The organism is Bartonella sp. AP72JLCBS (genome assembly GCF_042195705.1).
GTDB lineage: Bacteria > Pseudomonadota > Alphaproteobacteria > Rhizobiales > Rhizobiaceae > Bartonella.
Map to the genome: position 1 here is coordinate 20,257 of NZ_JBHIOU010000008.1, position 17,023 is coordinate 37,279.

At 36.9% G+C, this 17,023-nt stretch carries 8 protein-coding genes and 1 pseudogene; 5 read left to right on the plus strand and 4 right to left on the minus strand.

From position 1 onward, the window contains the following. Positions 1 to 392 precede the first annotated feature (392 nt). Positions 393 to 3,860 (plus strand): DNA polymerase III subunit alpha, encoded by a 3,468-nt coding sequence (gene dnaE / locus ACFILO_RS05545; protein WP_375677968.1) that lies wholly within the window; start codon positions 393 to 395, stop codon positions 3,858 to 3,860. Between the two features lie 191 nt (positions 3,861 to 4,051). On the opposite strand, the gene ACFILO_RS05550 is transcribed toward dnaE, so the two are convergent. Together ACFILO_RS05550 and ACFILO_RS05555 are read right to left on the minus strand one after the other, a co-directional pair. After that, positions 4,052 to 5,299 carry an FAD-binding protein gene (locus tag ACFILO_RS05550; RefSeq protein WP_375677950.1) on the minus strand — a complete coding sequence of 416 codons (1,248 nt, stop codon included), beginning with the start codon at positions 5,297 to 5,299 and terminating at the stop codon, positions 4,052 to 4,054. A 52-nt stretch (positions 5,300 to 5,351) separates the two neighbouring features. Further along, positions 5,352 to 5,600, minus strand: coding sequence for a zinc-finger domain-containing protein (locus ACFILO_RS05555; RefSeq protein WP_375611536.1), 249 nt, complete (start codon positions 5,598 to 5,600; stop codon positions 5,352 to 5,354). Between the two features lie 325 nt (positions 5,601 to 5,925). Between ACFILO_RS05555 and ACFILO_RS05560 the strand changes: the two genes are divergently transcribed. Beyond that, entirely contained in the window at positions 5,926 to 8,106 is a 2,181-nt protein-coding gene (locus ACFILO_RS05560; protein ID WP_375677951.1) for an RNA degradosome polyphosphate kinase, read from the plus strand. Between the two features lie 6 nt (positions 8,107 to 8,112). Further along, complete coding sequence (gene ppx / locus ACFILO_RS05565; RefSeq protein ID WP_375611538.1) at positions 8,113 to 9,630, plus strand: exopolyphosphatase; 1,518 nt, start codon at positions 8,113 to 8,115, stop codon at positions 9,628 to 9,630. A 273-nt stretch (positions 9,631 to 9,903) separates the two neighbouring features. On the opposite strand, the pseudogene ACFILO_RS05570 reads toward ppx, so the two are convergent. Continuing rightward, positions 9,904 to 10,089, minus strand: a pseudogene (locus ACFILO_RS05570) (helix-turn-helix transcriptional regulator). Between the two features lie 642 nt (positions 10,090 to 10,731). Next, complete coding sequence (gene rnd / locus ACFILO_RS05575) at positions 10,732 to 11,886, minus strand: ribonuclease D (RefSeq protein ID WP_375677952.1); 1,155 nt, start codon at positions 11,884 to 11,886, stop codon at positions 10,732 to 10,734. A gap of 132 nt (positions 11,887 to 12,018) precedes the next feature. Here rnd and aspS point away from each other — a divergent pair, with 132 nt between their 5' ends. Together aspS and parC are read left to right on the plus strand one after the other, a co-directional pair. Continuing rightward, positions 12,019 to 13,812, plus strand: a complete 1,794-nt coding sequence (gene aspS, locus ACFILO_RS05580) for an aspartate--tRNA ligase (RefSeq protein ID WP_375637467.1) — start codon at positions 12,019 to 12,021, stop codon at positions 13,810 to 13,812. A gap of 777 nt (positions 13,813 to 14,589) precedes the next feature. Next, positions 14,590 to 16,839 (plus strand): DNA topoisomerase IV subunit A, encoded by a 2,250-nt coding sequence (gene parC, locus ACFILO_RS05585; protein WP_375653454.1) that lies wholly within the window; start codon positions 14,590 to 14,592, stop codon positions 16,837 to 16,839. Positions 16,840 to 17,023: the final 184 nt, after the last annotated feature.

Consider the following 17,023-nt stretch of genomic DNA (forward strand, 5'->3'; position numbering starts at 1 on the left):
AACCTGCCCTTTTTGTTTTTTCTAGACCTTTAGAAGAGCTTTTTGGGGATAAAGTCATAAAGACAAGGTTGCTTTATTTACACATTGAACTTTAGGAAGAGAAATTAATATTTAAAGAAAAATACAATTAAATGGTCAAAAATTAAAGTACTTAGATGAGGTATATTGTTTTTCTTTTTATTTTAGGTGTTTATTTGCTGTGAATAGAAGCATTTTCTTGATAGAACTCTCTTATAAATATTAATAAAATTGGGATATTGCTCCTATGTAGGATGATGAATTTATAGCTTTAAAGTTTGATGATAAACAGAAGTTTTTTCTTTTATAAGGGGTGCTGTTTAGCATTTATTTTGTAGTGGGAAATTGTGAGAGTGGTAAAAAATAAAATGCAAATGCAAGAGAACAAAAATTCTCTTCCTCGCTTTATTCATTTGAGAGTGCATTCAGCTTATTCCTTGCTCGAAGGGGCTTTAAAAATCCCCCAAATTATTCAACAGACGATTTCAGATCATGCACCAGCGGTTGCTATTACCGATACCAATAATTTATTTGGTGCTTTGGAATTTTCACAGCATTGTCTTTCTCATGGGGTCCAACCTATTATTGGTTGTCAGCTTACTGTTGATTTTTGTGATGAAAATGATCATTCACGTTTGGCTAAATGGCGTAATCCTTCTGATTTTTGCTCTATTGTTCTTTTGGCTGCTAGCGAAACCGGTTATGCTCATTTGGTTCGTCTTGTGAGCCGTGCTTATCTTGATAAGTGTGATACTGATCCTCCTCATATTAAAGCTGATTGGTTGTCAGAACACAGTGAAGGCATAATCGCTTTAACGGGTGGAAAGGGAGGACCTATTAATCTTTCTTTGGCAGAAGAGAAAAAAGAACATGCTGTTGAGCGCTTAATTTATTTGAAAAAATCTTTTGCTGATCGTCTTTATGTGGAGTTACAACGGCATGGCTCTTATGACCGGAGAGTAGAAGCTGATCTTATTGAATTGGCTTATGCGCATGAAATTCCTCTTGTAGCAACGAATGAAGCTTTTTTTCTGCAAAGAGAAGGGTATGAAGCGCATGATGCGCTGATGGCTGTTTCAGAAGGACAAATTGTCTCTAATCCAGATCGCAAACGTGTGACACCAGATCATTATTTGAAGTCACAAGATGAAATGGTTACACTGTTTTCTGATCTTCCAGAAGCTTTGGAAAATAGTGTTGAAATTGCATGGCGTTGTCATATTGCCTCGCCTCTTCGAAAACCGATATTGCCTCGTTTTATAGAACAATCTGTTAATTCAGAAACTACTTTAGAAATAGAAGATAGTGAGTTATTAAATCAGGCTAAAGATGGTTTGAAGATTCGGCTTGAAACAATAGGGTTGGCTGAAGGGTATACGATTGCAGATTATGAACAGCGGCTTGATTATGAAATTTCAGTTATTACGCGTATGCAATTTTCTGGATATTTTCTTATCGTTTCAGATTTCATAAAATGGGCAAAGGTTCATGACATTCCCGTTGGACCAGGACGGGGTTCTGGTGCTGGTTCACTTGTTGCTTATGCATTGACGATTACTGATGTGGATCCCTTGCGGTTTTCTCTTCTCTTTGAACGTTTTCTGAATCCAGATCGTGTTTCGATGCCAGATTTTGATATCGACTTTTGTCAAGAGCGGCGCGAAGAAGTTATTCAATATGTTCAAAAAAAATATGGACGTGATCAAGTTGCTCAAATTATTACTTTTGGTAAGTTACAGGCACGTGCAGTTTTGCGTGATGTGGGGCGTGTTTTAGAAGTTCCTTATCGTCAGGTGGATTATCTTACAAAATTAATTCCTGCCACCCCAGGAAGTCAGGTAGAATTAGCAGATGCTATTAAGGATGAACCTAAATTTGAAGAAGAAAAGAAAAAAGATCCCGTTGTTGGACGCGCATTAGATATAGCGCTTCAGTTGGAGGGACTTTATCGTCATGCTTCAACTCATGCTGCTGGGATTGTTATCGGAGATCGTCCACTTTGGGAGCTTGTCCCGATGTATCGTGATCCTCGTTCTGATATGCCTGTTACACAATTTAACATGAAATATGTTGAACAAGCGGGGCTGGTAAAATTTGATTTTCTTGGATTAAAAACGCTTACTGTTTTGAAAATGGCAGTCGATTTTGTTGCCAGAAAGGGGATTAAAATAGATTTATCAAATATTCCTCTGAATGATGAAGCAACCTACGCTATGATGGCACGTGGTGAAACGGTTGGCGTGTTTCAGGTGGAAAGTTCTGGTATGCGCAAGGCGTTGATTGGAATGAAGCCAGACCGTATTGAAGATATTATTGCGCTGGTTGCACTTTATCGTCCAGGTCCAATGGAGAATATTCCAACCTATAATGCACGCAAACATGGGGAAGAGGAAATTGCTTCTATTCATCCTAAAATAGATCATCTGATCAAAGAAACACAAGGTGTTATTGTTTATCAAGAACAGGTGATGCAGATTGCTCAGGTGCTTGCTGGCTATTCGCTTGGGGAAGCCGATTTATTACGTCGTGCTATGGGGAAAAAAATTCATGCTGAAATGCAAAAACAGCGTACGCGTTTTGTTAATGGAGCCGTTGCAGGTGGTGTGGATAAAGATCAAGCTGATATTATCTTTGATCTTTTAGCAAAATTTGCCGATTATGGTTTTAATAAATCGCACGCTGCTGCTTATGCAATTGTTTCTTACCAAACAGCTTATATGAAAGCAAACTATCCCGTTGAGTTTTTAGCTGCTTCAATGACATATGATATGACGAATACAGATAAGCTCAATGATTTTCGGCGTGAAGCATTAAGGTTGGGTATTGAAGTTATTGCACCTTCTATACAAACATCTCATCGTGTTTTTGAGGTTGGTGATAACTGTATTTATTATTCTCTTGCTGCCATTAAAGGTGTGGGAGAAACTGTTGTAGATCATATTGTTTCTTGTCGTGGGAATAAGGTTTTTAAGGATTTGGAAGATTTTTGTGCGCGTGTTGATCCTCGTATTGTTAATAAGCGTGCGATGGAAAGTTTAGTTTGTGCTGGTGCTTTTGATTGTTTTAACATTGCACGTGAGGTTTTATTAGCCAATCTTGGAACCCTTCATGCGCGTGCACTTCGTATTCTCGATGACAATTCTAGCGGGCAGGTTGATATATTTGGAATGGCAGGCGGATTAAAAGAACCATTGATTTTATCGCAAACAACCCCTTGGTTGCCGGCTGAGAAACTTTATCGAGAATTTCAAGCTATAGGTTTTTACTTTTCTGCGCATCCTTTGGAGGAATATCAAGCTATTCTAAACAAAAAACGCATTCAGACTTGGGGTAATTTTGCTAATGCCGTTAAAGGGGGAGCAACGGCTGCACGGCTTGCTGGAACTGTTGTGGCAAAAAACGTGCGCAAAACAAAATCTGGTAAAAAAATGGGAATTATTCATTTTTCTGATACAAGTGGACAATATGAAGCAGTTCTCTTTTCTGAGGCACTCTCGGATTATGAAGAGATGCTAGAACCCGGAAAATCTTTTATTATTACGGTGAGCGCAGAAAATCGTTCTGAAGGAGTTAGTTTGCGAATTGAAACAATTCAGTCTTTGGAAAATGAATCATTACAACAGCATAAAATGATGCGTCTCTTTATAAAAACAGTTGATATGCTTCCACAAATTGAACAAAATTTAAATCTTGGGGGGAATGGAGAGGTTGGGCTTATTTTAATTCAAGAGGATGGATTGCGAGAAGTCGAAATTGCGCTTCCTAAGCGATATAAGGTAAATTCACATGTCGCAAATGCTATGAAATTAATTCAGGGTGTTGTTGATGTAGAATTGAGTTAAAGAAAGATTAAAGATGGGAGCTGATTTTGAGTGGTGTTTTTGCTTTTAGGAGAGCTAAAAATTGAGCTTTTAAAATCAGATTGTAGGTTTCGAAAAATATTGCTTTTATTAGAGTAAATTATGATATTTTTTAGTGTCATAAAATTAAAAAAATCTCGTTCTTTCGTAATATTCAAAGTGCCGGAAGAATTTTATAAGTTTTTATCATTATTTTTTATAGAATTCATCGCATCATACATGTAAAGCCAATTGAGATCTGACATAATGCTCTCTGGTGTACGAATTTTCATCATGAGATTGCGTGCAATTGCTATGGGACCGGTTGCGTGATAGGCTAATCTATTGAAATCTCCGCGTTTTTTTACTGCTGCAATACGCGGGGTGCGTGTTGTTTCGTAAAGCGAAAGTGCTTTCGTTAATGAAAAATCTTTCAATGAAAGTGCTTTTGCTAATGTGGCAGCATCTTCGATTGCCATAGCGGCACCTTGTGCTGCAAAAGGTAAGGCAGCATGTGCGCAATCGCCAACAAATACTTGTCTCTCTAAACCGATAAAACGATTTTGTTTCATTTGAAAAAGTGGCCAATAACTCCATTCATCAATATGATCAAAGATTTGTAAGATTTTTGAATTCCAATCTTTAAAAAGAGATTTGAGTTTTTCTTTATCTCCTTTATGGGCCCATCCTTCTTTTGAATTTTCTCCATGCGTAATGGCGACAAAATTAAAAATTTTTTCTGACGATTGAATGGGGTAGACAACAAGATGATTTTTTGGTCCCATCCAAGCCGTAATTGTCTTCATATTTTGCAATGAAGAACGAAAGTTTTGAGGAAGATTATCAGATGTTGTTGTTGCACGCCAAGCAATAAAGCCACTAAAATTTGCTTTTTCATGAAAAGGAGATTGTTGCCGTAATGTTGACCAAACGCCATCACATCCGATCAGGAGGGGCGTTGAATAAAGCTGTTCTGTTGCCGTATCTGTTTTTATTGTCGTGATTTTAATGTTGGTTGCCGATTGGGTAGAAGATACAATCGTTTCGCCTGCTTTGTATTTGATCAAAGGATTTTCAATCACTGCATTATATAAAATTTTTTGTAAAGCCGCGCGGTGAATCGTCATATAAGGGGCTTTCCAATATTTTTCTGTTAGATTAATAAGATGAGCCCGTAGATGTATTTTTAAAGATAATCCATCTTTTAACTCAAGAAAATATGGGATTGTCGCGACTTCAGTGAGTTTGTTAAGAAGTTTCCAGCGAGCAAGAATAGATGTTGCATTTGATGTCAGTTGAATACCAGCGCCTATCGTTTCAAGTTGCTTACACTTTTCGATAATGGTGCTTGCAATTCCTTTATGAGCGAGTGCTAAAGCAGTGCTTAAACCAGCAATTCCTCCTCCAACGATGATGGGTGATTGTTCCACAAATGATTTCATATTAAACAAGCAGAATTAAAAGAGGGGTTATTAAGAAAGCCAAAAAACGCAATTATAATAGCTTTTCTGGATGATATAAGCATCCTGTTGGGTTTGTTTGATCGTATGATAGCGAGGGAACATAACGATAAAGGGTTGAGCAGTAAGGGCAAATTTTCTCATCTGCTGCTCCCATATCGATAAAGATATGAGGATGATCGAATGGGTGTGTAGCGCCTACACACATAAATTCTTTCACACCAATTTCGATTGTTTTATATCCAAGGTCATTTTGGAAATGAGGAATATTGTGATCAGCCATGGCATACAAACTCCAGAATAAATTTTCTCATCAGCTATGATTGGGCTCTTCTATTTTATAGGCGTGAGTTTGTAATAAAGCGTATAATAATGCAAGATGCTTTTTAAGACAAATTTCTCTTCTTTTATGCTATATTAGAATAGTTGTCTTACTTTTAGTGCTTTGCGCATAGCAATAATTCCAAGTACTTTTAAATATTAAATGGAAAAATGATGAGGGAAGTTAGGTATTGATATATTATTATGATGATAACATATTATCAAATGTTATGTGAGATATTTCGTCAAGGATTTTAGAAAATATAAAAGAAAATTATTTAGGATATATGGAACAGAGGGTGGTAGATAAAATTTCTATATCGAATATAACAATGAAAAATCCGGTACGGTTTATTAATCGAGAGTTTTCATGGCTACAATTTAATAATCGTGTTTTGATGGAAGCGGCTAATTCGAAACATCCTTTATTAGAACGTCTACAATTTCTTTCTATTTCAGCTGCAAATCTTGATGAGTTTTTTATGGTTCGTGTTGCAGGACTAGCAGCTCAAATTCGTGCTCGCGTTACAGCGTGCAGTGCAGATGGGCACACTCCACAGGAACAACTTGATATTGTATTAGCTGAGATTTCAAAGCTGCAGGCTCACCAACTACGAGAATTGAATGTTTTACGTGATGAATTAAAAAAGAATGATATTGAAATTATTTGTTCTGATGATCTTTCAGAAATTGAAAAATCATGGCTTGAAAAATATTTTCTTGAGACAATTTTTCCTGTTTTAAAACCTTTACCTGTTGATTCTACTCATCCTTTTCCATTTATTCCTAATTTAGGGCTTTCTATTGGGCTTCAATTGTCTGGAGAAACTGATCAGAATTCACACACAGTGTTGTTGTCTATTTCAATGCTTTTAAGGCGTTTCGTTCTTCTTCCTCAAGAAGGTAAACATTTTCGTTTTATCGCATCTGAAGATGTTATTTGCCTTTTTATTAAACATGTATTTCCTAACTATGAGGTTAAAGGAATTGGTACATTTAGAATAATCCGAGATAGCGATATTGAAGTAGAAGAAGAAGCTGAGGATCTTGTTCATTTTTTTGAAACTGCTCTCAAAAGGCGGCGCCGTGGGCAGGTTATTCGAGTTGAGTTTGACGCAAAAATGCCAGAGAGTTTACGCCAATTTATAGCGAATAGTCTCGCTGTTCCTGATAATTGTATTAATGTCCTTGACGGATTTTTAGCGCTTAATACGGTATCAGAAATTGTTTCTATTCCCCGCGATGATCTTAAATTTATTCCTTATATTTCTCGTGTTCCAGAATGTATTCGTAAACATAAAGGGGATTGTTTTGCGGCTATTCGTGAAAATGATATTGTGATTCATCACCCCTATGAGACATTTGATGTTGTTGTCCAATTTTTACGTCAAGCTGCTTGCGATCCTGATGTTGTAGAAATAAAACAAACACTTTATCGTACATCAAATGATAGTCCAATTGTTGGCGCTTTGATTGAAGCAGCTGAACAGGGAAAGTCTGTGACTGCTTTGGTAGAACTTAAAGCACGTTTTGATGAGGAAGCAAATATTCGTTGGGCCCGGGATCTTGAATGTGCTGGAGTTCAAGTTATTTTTGGTTTTATTGCATTAAAAACGCATGCTAAGATGTCATTAGTTGTGAGACGTGAGGGAAAACGTCTTCGCTCTTATGTTCATCTTGGAACAGGAAATTATCATCCCATTAATGCTAAAACTTATACCGATCTTTCTTTTTTTTCCACGGATGATGATATCGCTCATGATGTTGCGTTATTATTCAATTATATTGCGCAATATGAGCGTCCAAATGAAACAATGAAGATTGCTTTTTCACCCTTAACACTGCGTGGTCGTATCTTAGAGCATATTGAGGGAGAAATTGTTCATGCACAACAGGGAGGGTTTGCTGCTATTTGGATGAAAGTTAATGCATTGGTTGATCCTGAAATTATTGATGCTTTATATCGTGCCAGTCAAGCAGGGGTGCAAATTGATTTGGTTGTGCGGGGGATATGTTGTTTACGTCCTGGTATTCTAGGAATTTCGGATAATATTCGTGTAAAATCAATTGTCGGGCGTTTTCTTGAACATAGTCGCATTTTTTGTTTTGGGAATGGTCAAGATTTGCCTAATGAAAATGCACTCGTTTACTTAGGCTCTGCTGATATGATGCCTCGTAATTTGGACTATCGTATTGAAATATTGGTTCCGGTTTTTAATAAAATAGTGCGTCAAAAAATTCTTTTACAGATTATGTTAGCTAATATCATTGATAATCAACAAAGCTTTGATATACTTAAGGATGGAACATCAAAACGTATTACACCGCAGATAGGTGAAAGTCTATTTAATGCGCAGGAGTATTTTATGGCCAATACAAGTTTTGCGGGGGAAAATGAGTCTTTTGAGTCTTCTGTTTCGCGCTTGGTTGCGTTGCATCGGCAACAAGCCGAAATACATAAAGACTAAAATCCAATGACATATAGAGATGCTCAAGGTCGGTTAAAAGGGCGTAAGCCTGTTGCTGTTATTGACATTGGCTCAAATTCTGTTCGGTTGGTTATTTATGAGGGGCTTGTTCGATCACCAACAGTTTTATTTAATGAAAAGATTCTTTGTGGTCTCGGTCATGGTGTGGCGAAAACAGGATTTTTAGAAGAAAAATCGATGAAAATGGCGTTGCAAACACTGAAACGGTTTCGTACGCTTTGTCGACAGATTGGGGCAGATGAGGTCTATACTTTAGCAACAGCAGCAGCACGAGATGCACAGAATGGCGTAGCATTTATTCAGCATGCTGAAGATATTTTGCAAAATAAAATATATCTTCTTTCAGGAAGTGAAGAAGCTATGTATTCAGCATATGGAGTTGTGTCTACTTTTTATCAACCAAAAGGTATTTCTGGGGATCTTGGTGGTGGAAGTCTTGAGCTGATTGATATTGATCATTCTGATGTTGGTGAAGGGATAACGCTCCCATTGGGTGGTTTAAGGCTACAGTATATGTCAAATAATGATAGTGCTGTAGCTACAAAAATTGTACATGAGCAATTTTATAAATCGTCTGTTGTTCGTGCTCGTAAAGGTATAGCACGTTATTTTTATGCAGTAGGGGGGACATGGCGTAATTTGGCAAAACTCCATATGGCAATGAAACACTATCGGCTCCCTGTTATGCATGGCTATGAAGTTGATGCTGTTGAAATGGAGAACTTTTTACGTCTTGTAGCACGTGGCAATATTGATAATATGAGAGGGATTGCAGCGGTTTCTCAGAACCGTCGAAAACTTTTATCTTATGGGGCAATAGTTCTTATTGAACTCATTCAGTGTATGGAGTTTGAAAAGATAATCTTTTCTGGTGCTGGCGTTCGTGAAGGTTTTCTTTATTCACGATTGCCGCAGGCGATTCGACTTTCAGATCCTCTCATTGCAGCATGCACAGAAATGGCTATTTTACGGGCACGTTCACCAAAACAAGCAGAAGAACTCATTGATTTTACGACGAATGCTTTTGAAGTTTTTGGAATTTCAGAAACCGAAAATGAATGCCGTTATCGTCAAGCCGCTTGTCTTCTTGCGGATATTGGTTGGCGTATACATCCAGATTATCGAGGCAATGAAGCAGCAAATCAAATAGCTTTAGGATCTTATCCAGGAATTTCTCATGAAGGGCGCCTTTATGCGGCACTTGCTGTTTTTTTTCGCAATACGAGTTTATTGGTTGATAAAGAATCTCTTCCCATTTTTCAATTAGCAACTCAAAATATAATTGAAAAAGCACGTATTCTTGGCGAAACTATGCGTATTGCTCATCTTTTTAGTGCTTCTGTTGCAGGAATTTTACCTCATTTATTGTGGCATAAAAAAGCAGATCATATTATCCTGCAGATCCCAAAGAATTACGCTGGGTTATTAGGAGAACGTCCTCTTGGACGATTACAGAAGTTATCAAAAATAATAAAACAACCTCTCGCTTTTGAAATTTTTTGATTTTTTTCCTAATTTATTCGTGTTTTATGTCTTAATAATAGGGCCATTGACGAGGGATAAACTAGGTAGCCTATCATCATGAGCTGGACAATAGGACTTGTTCCATAACGCCCATGCTAGACACCACGCAAAGCATTTGTAATGCCTGAGCATTCATAAAAGAAAACATAATTTTTTATTCTGTTACTTGCATCACAGGATGGATTTTTCACTTCATAAGCTTCATGTGAAAATGAAAAGTTTTGTCCATTTTTACGTGAAAAGGTTTTCTTTTTATGCTGTGTCGTTATAACGTTTCTGTTTAGCTTGCTCGATTATCTTCATAAGATTACGATTGTAACCAACGCGATAAAAAACAAGTTTTAAAGATTTTGGGAGAGATCCATTGGTTACATGACGCTGGAATGTTGAAATACTCATATGAAACAGTTTTGCACTTTCACGGTCTGTCAAAAGAATATCATTTCAGTCATTATAAAATCCTTTCACTATAAAAAATAGAAATAAATCACAACTATTTATTAACCATGATTTTTGAATCCTTTGAAAGGTATTTAATTTATAAAAAACAGCGCTTTATCATATAATTCTTATGTGAAACTTTATGAGTCTTATTGAGATGGAGTGAGAGAATCTTACGATATTCGGAGGTCTAATTCAATATAAATAACGCTAGATTATTTTTAGAAATCAATATATTGCTTTTGTTAGGTATTTTAGTTGTTATGCTGGCTCGTTTTTGATTGTTAGATTGCAATCTCGGTAGTTTTTAATACGATATGGTGACGTGAGGCATTATATCTTTGTTTGTTCCTATTTCTAGGCTGCTATTTTTGTAATGAATGCGCTTTTATTATCAGAACTTTTTTTTTCAAAACTTTTAAATAAGGAACTGTCTGTTTTTTTAGATTATTTTTAATGGGATTGCTATTTAATTGACCTGATAAAGATTTAGCTATCATTTTAATGAGAGTTTACTATTTAATTTTTTAACTTTGTCAGAAGTGGGCTTTATTTATCCTGTTTGCGTTGGTCTATAGGGCATACCAATTGATATAGATAATGAGTAGCATAATGGATTTTTCAAAATGAAAATGTAAATTAAAGCTGTTTTGTGCTTATTTTTCCATCGTTAAAGTAAAACCCTATCTGTCCCTTTAGCAGTTGTTCGGCTTTTTTACCAAATATTTCATAGCGCCAGCCATTCATAGCGGGAATATTTTTCTTTATTCCTCCATTGGCAATTTTTTCTAAATCATTAGATGTTGCAATAATTTTAGGGGCAATGCTGTTTTCATTTGCAACAATTTTTAATAACACTTTGAGCAGATCGATAACAGCGGCTGTCGTATCATTGAGTGGATTATGTTTAGGAATGGGGGGTAAAGTAGAAAGATCCACCTCTAAGCCTTCATGGACAGCTTTGATTAATGATTGAGCAATTGAGAGTTTATCCCAATTCTTATTAAGACTGCGCAATCGTTTTAATGCAGATTCATCTTTTGGTTGTTGGGTTGCTATTTCTATAAGACATTCATCTTTTATGATATGACGACGTGGCATATTGTATCTTCGTGCTTCACGTTCACGCCAAGCTGCTATCTTTTGTAATACAGCAAGTTCACGTGGCTTTTTAATTTGTCCTTTCACTTTTTTCCATGCTTCATCTTCTGGCATATCATAGGTTTTAGGATTTAAAAGGATTGTTAGTTCATCATCCATCCAGTGAGCACGTTGATTTTTTTCTAACCTTTTTTTCAATAACAGGTAAACATCTCTTAAATAGGTTACATCGGCAAGTGCATAGAGCAGTTGTTTTTCAGACAAAGGTCGGCAACTCCAGTCTGTAAAGCGGGAAGATTTATCAAGATGATGCCCCGTGCAACGTTGTACAATTTGATCATAGGAGATAGAATCACCAAATCCACAAATTGATCCTGCTATTTGCGTATCAAAGAGAGGGGAAGGAATAACACCTCCAAGATGATAAATTGTTTCAATATCTTGGCGCGCAGCATGAAAAACTTTTACAACTTTTTTATCGACCATAAGGTCAAAAAATGGTTGTAAATCAATATCTGGTGCTATGGGATCAATCAAAACTGTGACATCTGGTGATGCGAGCTGGATTAAACACAGTTGAGGCCAAAAAGTTGTTTCGCGGATAAACTCAGTATCGACTGTTACAAAATCAGAGGTACGTAGAGCGTTAAGTGCAATTTCAAGATCTGTTGTTTGTGTAATAAGATTCATCATTTTATTATAATTCGATAAATTAAATTTGTCCTTTGTTGACTTTATTTTTGAGTTTTTATTCTCATATCTTGACAAATGGTTATTAAAAAGCGTTTGTAGCGCATGTGAATATTATAATCAAAGGCAAAAAACATGCATCGTTATCGCAGTCATCATTGTGCGGCTCTCCGTAGATGTGATGTAGGAACACAAGTTCGTCTTTCGGGGTGGGTTCATCGTGTTCGTGATCATGGAGGGATTCTTTTTGTGGATTTACGTGATCATTTTGGAATCACACAAATTGTTGCTGACCCTGCTTCACCAGCTTTTAAAGTTATTGAAAAAGTGCGTTCTGAATGGGTTATTCGTGTGGATGGGGAGGTATGTGCTCGTTCTGATGAGGTTATTAATGCAACGCTTCCAACAGGTGAGATTGAAATTTTTGCACAAGAGGTAGAAATTCTTTCAAAATCTGATGAGCTTCCTTTACCGGTTTTTGGTGAGCCTGATTATCCAGAAGATATTCGATTAAAATATCGTTTTCTTGATTTGCGTCGGGAGACTATGCACAAAAATATCATGCGTCGGACTGAAATTATTGCGGCTATGAGACGGGCTATGCAAAATAATGGTTTTACGGAATTTACGACGCCACTTTTGACAGCTTCATCGCCGGAAGGAGCGCGTGATTTTTTGGTTCCAAGTCGTGTTCATCAGGGAAAATTTTATGCGCTACCGCAAGCGCCACAGCAATATAAACAATTGTTGATGATGTCAGGTTTTGATCGTTATTTTCAGATTGCTCCATGTTTTAGAGATGAAGATCCAAGGGCCGACCGTCTTCCTGGTGAATTTTATCAATTAGATGTTGAAATGAGTTTTGTTGAGCAAGAAGATGTTTTAGCAACTATGGAACCTATTATGCGTTCTATTTTTGAAGAATTTGCAGATGGAAAGACTGTGACACAAAGCTTTCCTCGCATTTCCTATGATGAAGCAATGCAAAAATATGGTTCTGATCAGCCTGATCTACGTAATCCGATCATTATGGAAGATGTTTCTCAGCATTTTTATAATTCTGGTTTCAAAGTCTTTGCTCAAATTTTAGCGAATGATGAGAATGCTCAAGTGTGGGCTATTCCAGCTAAAACGGGTGGAAGTCGTGCTTTTTGTGATCGTATGAATGTATGGGCACAAGGCGAGGGGCAACCAGGGCTCGGTTATATTTTTTGGCGTGAAGAAGAAGGAAAATTTGAAGGAGCAGGGCCTATCGCCAAAAATATTGGTGAACAGAGGACTGAAGCAATCCGTATACAGCTTGGGCTTGAAAGTGGGGATGCCTGTTTTTTTGTAGCTGGCGATCCAAAAAAGTTTTCATCTTTTGCCGGAGCAGCACGCACAAGGGTAGGGGAAGAATTAGATCTTCTTGATAGAGATAGTTTCTCTTTGGCGTGGATTGTTGATTTTCCATTTTTTGAATGGAATGAAGATGAAAAAAAGATTGATTTTGCACATAATCCTTTTTCCATGCCTCAAGGGGGAGAAAATGCCCTTGCCTGTCAAGATCCTCTTACTATTAAAGCTTTTCAATATGATCTTGTTTGCAATGGTTATGAAATTGCATCAGGTGGAATTCGTAATCACTTACCAGAAATGATGCTTAAAGTTTTTGAACTTGTAGGACTTTCTAAGGAAGTTGTGAAAGATCGTTTTGGTGGTCTTTATCGTGCATTCCATTATGGGGCTCCACCACATGGTGGTATGGCTGCGGGAATTGACCGCATTATTATGCTGTTACAAGGTGTTAAAAATTTGCGTGAAGTTGCTTTATTCCCTATGAACCAACAGGCGCTTGATCTTTTAATGAGCGCTCCGTCTGATGTTTCTCCTACACAATTACGTGATTTAGGAATCCGCATGGCTCCTACTCACAAAAATAGCTCATAAAGTTGATAATGGATTGGTTTCATCTTTTCTACGTAGAGTGAAGTTTTGATGCCTTTCAAGAGTCAACGGTGTGTGCGTGTACTGTTTGTGAAATTTAGATAGGCAAAACGCTATTGTGTTGATTCTTTACGAGGCATTTTTATTCCTTGTTTCTATAGTGGCTTTTCCCCTTGTGATAGGTGAGGAAATAATTATAATTGCTTGATCATGAATAAATTAGAAATAAAAGAATTCTATAATATTCGGGAGCCTCATTTTAGTTGAAAAAAATTAATTATCTTTATATGTCAATATATTATTTATTTTTTATTGAAGTTTTTACAACGTTGTAGCAGAGAATTGTGTCTCTTCGTTTTTATGAGAATAATGTGGTTTTCCATTCTATGGACTTACTCTGAAAAGTTTAAATTTCATAAGCTTTGAACATTTTTTTGGTTTTTCGTAGAAAAACTGAATGGGGTTGTTATACAATTTATCTTTATAATAAAAGATGATGTTTGAAAGGTGCTTTTGTCATTTCAGAAAAGATGAAATAACTCTTTGTGGGCAGTTAAATTATCGTCGAATTTGACAAAGCTTTCAATAAATTACTTAGGACAAGGGGGGAAGGACATGTATAAATTTTTCAAATTGATATAATTTTCTGTTCATGTTCTAATTGCAGCGTTTGTTTTTATGTAATTGACTTTTAATAAGAAAGTCGACTCATAGAAGATTTCATTAAATAAATCCTATAAAATAATTTCTTATTATTGTGGGAATTGTTGTTTTAATACTATGTCTGATAAAATGAATTTACCTTTTGATAAAGAACATATTGAACCAATAGAATTACGTTCTGCTTTACAGGAACGTTATTTGGCTTATGCACTTTCTACGATTACACACCGTGCATTGCCTGATGTACGTGATGGATTGAAGCCGGTCCACCGGCGGATTGTTCATGCGATGCGTCTTCTCAAACTAAATCCTGGACAGTCTTATGCGAAATGTGCGCGGATTGTTGGTGATGTCATGGGAAAATTTCATCCTCATGGGGATGCGTCTATTTATGATGCCTTGGTGCGCTTGGCTCAAAGTTTTGCTGTTCGTTATCCGTTGGTTGATGGGCAAGGCAATTTTGGTAATATTGATGGTGATAATGCTGCTGCCATGCGTTATACGGAAGCACGTATGACTGAAGTGGCTGCATTGTTACTTGAAGGAATTAATGAGAATGCTATTGATTTTCGTTTAACCTATAATGAGGAAGATGAAGAGCCTGTTGTTTTACCAGGAGCTTTCCCTAATCTTTTAGCAAATGGTTCTTCTGGTATTGCTGTTGGTATGGCAACATCTATTCCCCCCCATAATGTTGCTGAGCTTTGTGATGCAGCACTCCATTTGATTGCGCATCCCGATGTAAATGATGAGGAATTAAATCAATTTGTTCTTGGTCCTGATTTTCCGACGGGGGGAATTTTAGTTGAACCTAAAAAAAGTATTGAGGAATCCTATCGTGTTGGGCGTGGATTCTTTCGCTTGCGTTCACGTTGGCATCAGGAATCTGGTAGCCGTGGTTCTTATGTGATTGTTGTAACTGAAATTCCCTATCAGATTCAAAAGTCACGTCTTATTGAAAAAACAGCAGAGTTATTGCTTGCACGCCGATTGCCAATGCTTGAGGATATCCAAGATGAATCAGCAGAAGATATCAGAATCGTGCTGGTTCCTAAAAATCGGTCGGTTGATCCGGAGCTCCTTATGGAGTCTCTTTTTAAATTGACTGACTTTGAAGTAAGATTTCCCCTTAATCTGAATGTTTTGTCTTTGGGAAAAATACCCAATGTCCTTTCTTTGCGAGAAAGTTTGCAGCAATGGCTTGAACATCGTCAAGAAGTGCTTATTCGTCGCTCTCATTATCGGCTTGATCAAATTGATAGCCGATTGGAAATTCTTCATGGATATCTTATTGCCTATTTAAATCTCGATGAGGTCATTCAGATTATTCGTGAAGAGGATGAACCGAAAAAGAAGCTGATTAATCGGTTTGAATTAACAGAAAATCAAGCTGAAGCTATTCTTAATATGCGCTTGCGTTCTTTGCGTAAGCTTGAGGAATTTGAAATTCGTAAAGAATTTGAAAGTTTGAAAGCTGAAAAAGAAAAGCTACAGAATTTGTTAGCTTCTCCTATAAAACAGTGGAAAATAATTTCAGAAGAAATCAAAAAAGTTCGAAACACTTTTGGGCCTGAAACACTCTTGGGGAAAAGACGTACGACGTTTGAAGAGGCACCAAGACATGATCTTGATGATATTCAACAAGCAATGATCGAAAAAGAACCGATTACTATTGTTATTTCTGAAAAGGGGTGGATGCGTGCTTTGAAGGGACACTTGAACGATTATAAAGCACTTTCTTTTAAAGAAGGAGACAGTTTAAAGTTAGCCTTTCCAGCATTTACGACCGACAAGATTGTGCTGATCAGTACGGGGGGGAAGTTTTTTGCTATTGGTGCAAATAATTTACCTGGAGGGCGGGGACATGGTGAACCTATTCGTCTCTTAGTTGATATGGATGATGAGCACGATGTTCTCACAGCTTTTGTGCATCACGCCGAGGAAAAATTTCTCTTGGTTTCATCTCACGGTAATGGTTTTATTGTTTCTTCTGCAGAAGTGATCGCCAATACACGAAAAGGAAAGCAAGTGATGAATGTGAAAGCTCCTGATAAGGTAAAGCTTTGTGTTCCGGTAAATGGTGATCATGTTGCTGTAGTCGGTGAAAACCGTAAAATGCTTATTTTTTCTATTGAACAAATACCAGAAATGAATCGCGGTAAAGGTGTTCGTTTACAGCGTTATAAAGAAGGTGCTGTTGTTGATGCCAAGACTTTTAATTTATCAGAAGGCTTAAGTTGGCAAGATACAGCTGAACGAATCTTTAACCGTCAAGCTGATGATCTCATTGAATGGATGGGAATGCGTGCGGGCGTCGGGCGTTTGGTTCCAAGAGGATTTCCAAAATCAGGAAAATTTATCAATTAAATATATTTTATAAATGGGAAAGTTCCCTATGGTTTTATGATTGTGTAAGATATTAATTTATAAAGATAATTTATTATTTTTTATATTGAACGAAAGACCTAAAGCGTAAGTTTTTCTCTTATTTCGATCTTGTTTAGGTTAAACCAATCAAAACTGTTTGTTTGCCTGTCATGAGATGAAAGAC

What these genes read in the sequence shown, in the direction of transcription:
- dnaE (WP_375677968.1), top strand. Translation starts at nt 393, where the DNA reads ATGCAAGAGAACAAAAATTCTCTTCCTCGCTTTATTCATTTGAGAGTG.
- ACFILO_RS05550 (WP_375677950.1), bottom strand. Translation starts at nt 5,299, where the DNA reads ATGAAATCATTTGTGGAACAATCACCCATCATCGTTGGAGGAGGAATT.
- ACFILO_RS05555 (WP_375611536.1), bottom strand. Translation starts at nt 5,600, where the DNA reads ATGGCTGATCACAATATTCCTCATTTCCAAAATGACCTTGGATATAAA.
- ACFILO_RS05560 (WP_375677951.1), top strand. Translation starts at nt 5,926, where the DNA reads ATGGAACAGAGGGTGGTAGATAAAATTTCTATATCGAATATAACAATG.
- ppx (WP_375611538.1), top strand. Translation starts at nt 8,113, where the DNA reads ATGACATATAGAGATGCTCAAGGTCGGTTAAAAGGGCGTAAGCCTGTT.
- rnd (WP_375677952.1), bottom strand. Translation starts at nt 11,886, where the DNA reads ATGATGAATCTTATTACACAAACAACAGATCTTGAAATTGCACTTAAC.
- aspS (WP_375637467.1), top strand. Translation starts at nt 12,019, where the DNA reads ATGCATCGTTATCGCAGTCATCATTGTGCGGCTCTCCGTAGATGTGAT.
- parC (WP_375653454.1), top strand. Translation starts at nt 14,590, where the DNA reads ATGTCTGATAAAATGAATTTACCTTTTGATAAAGAACATATTGAACCA.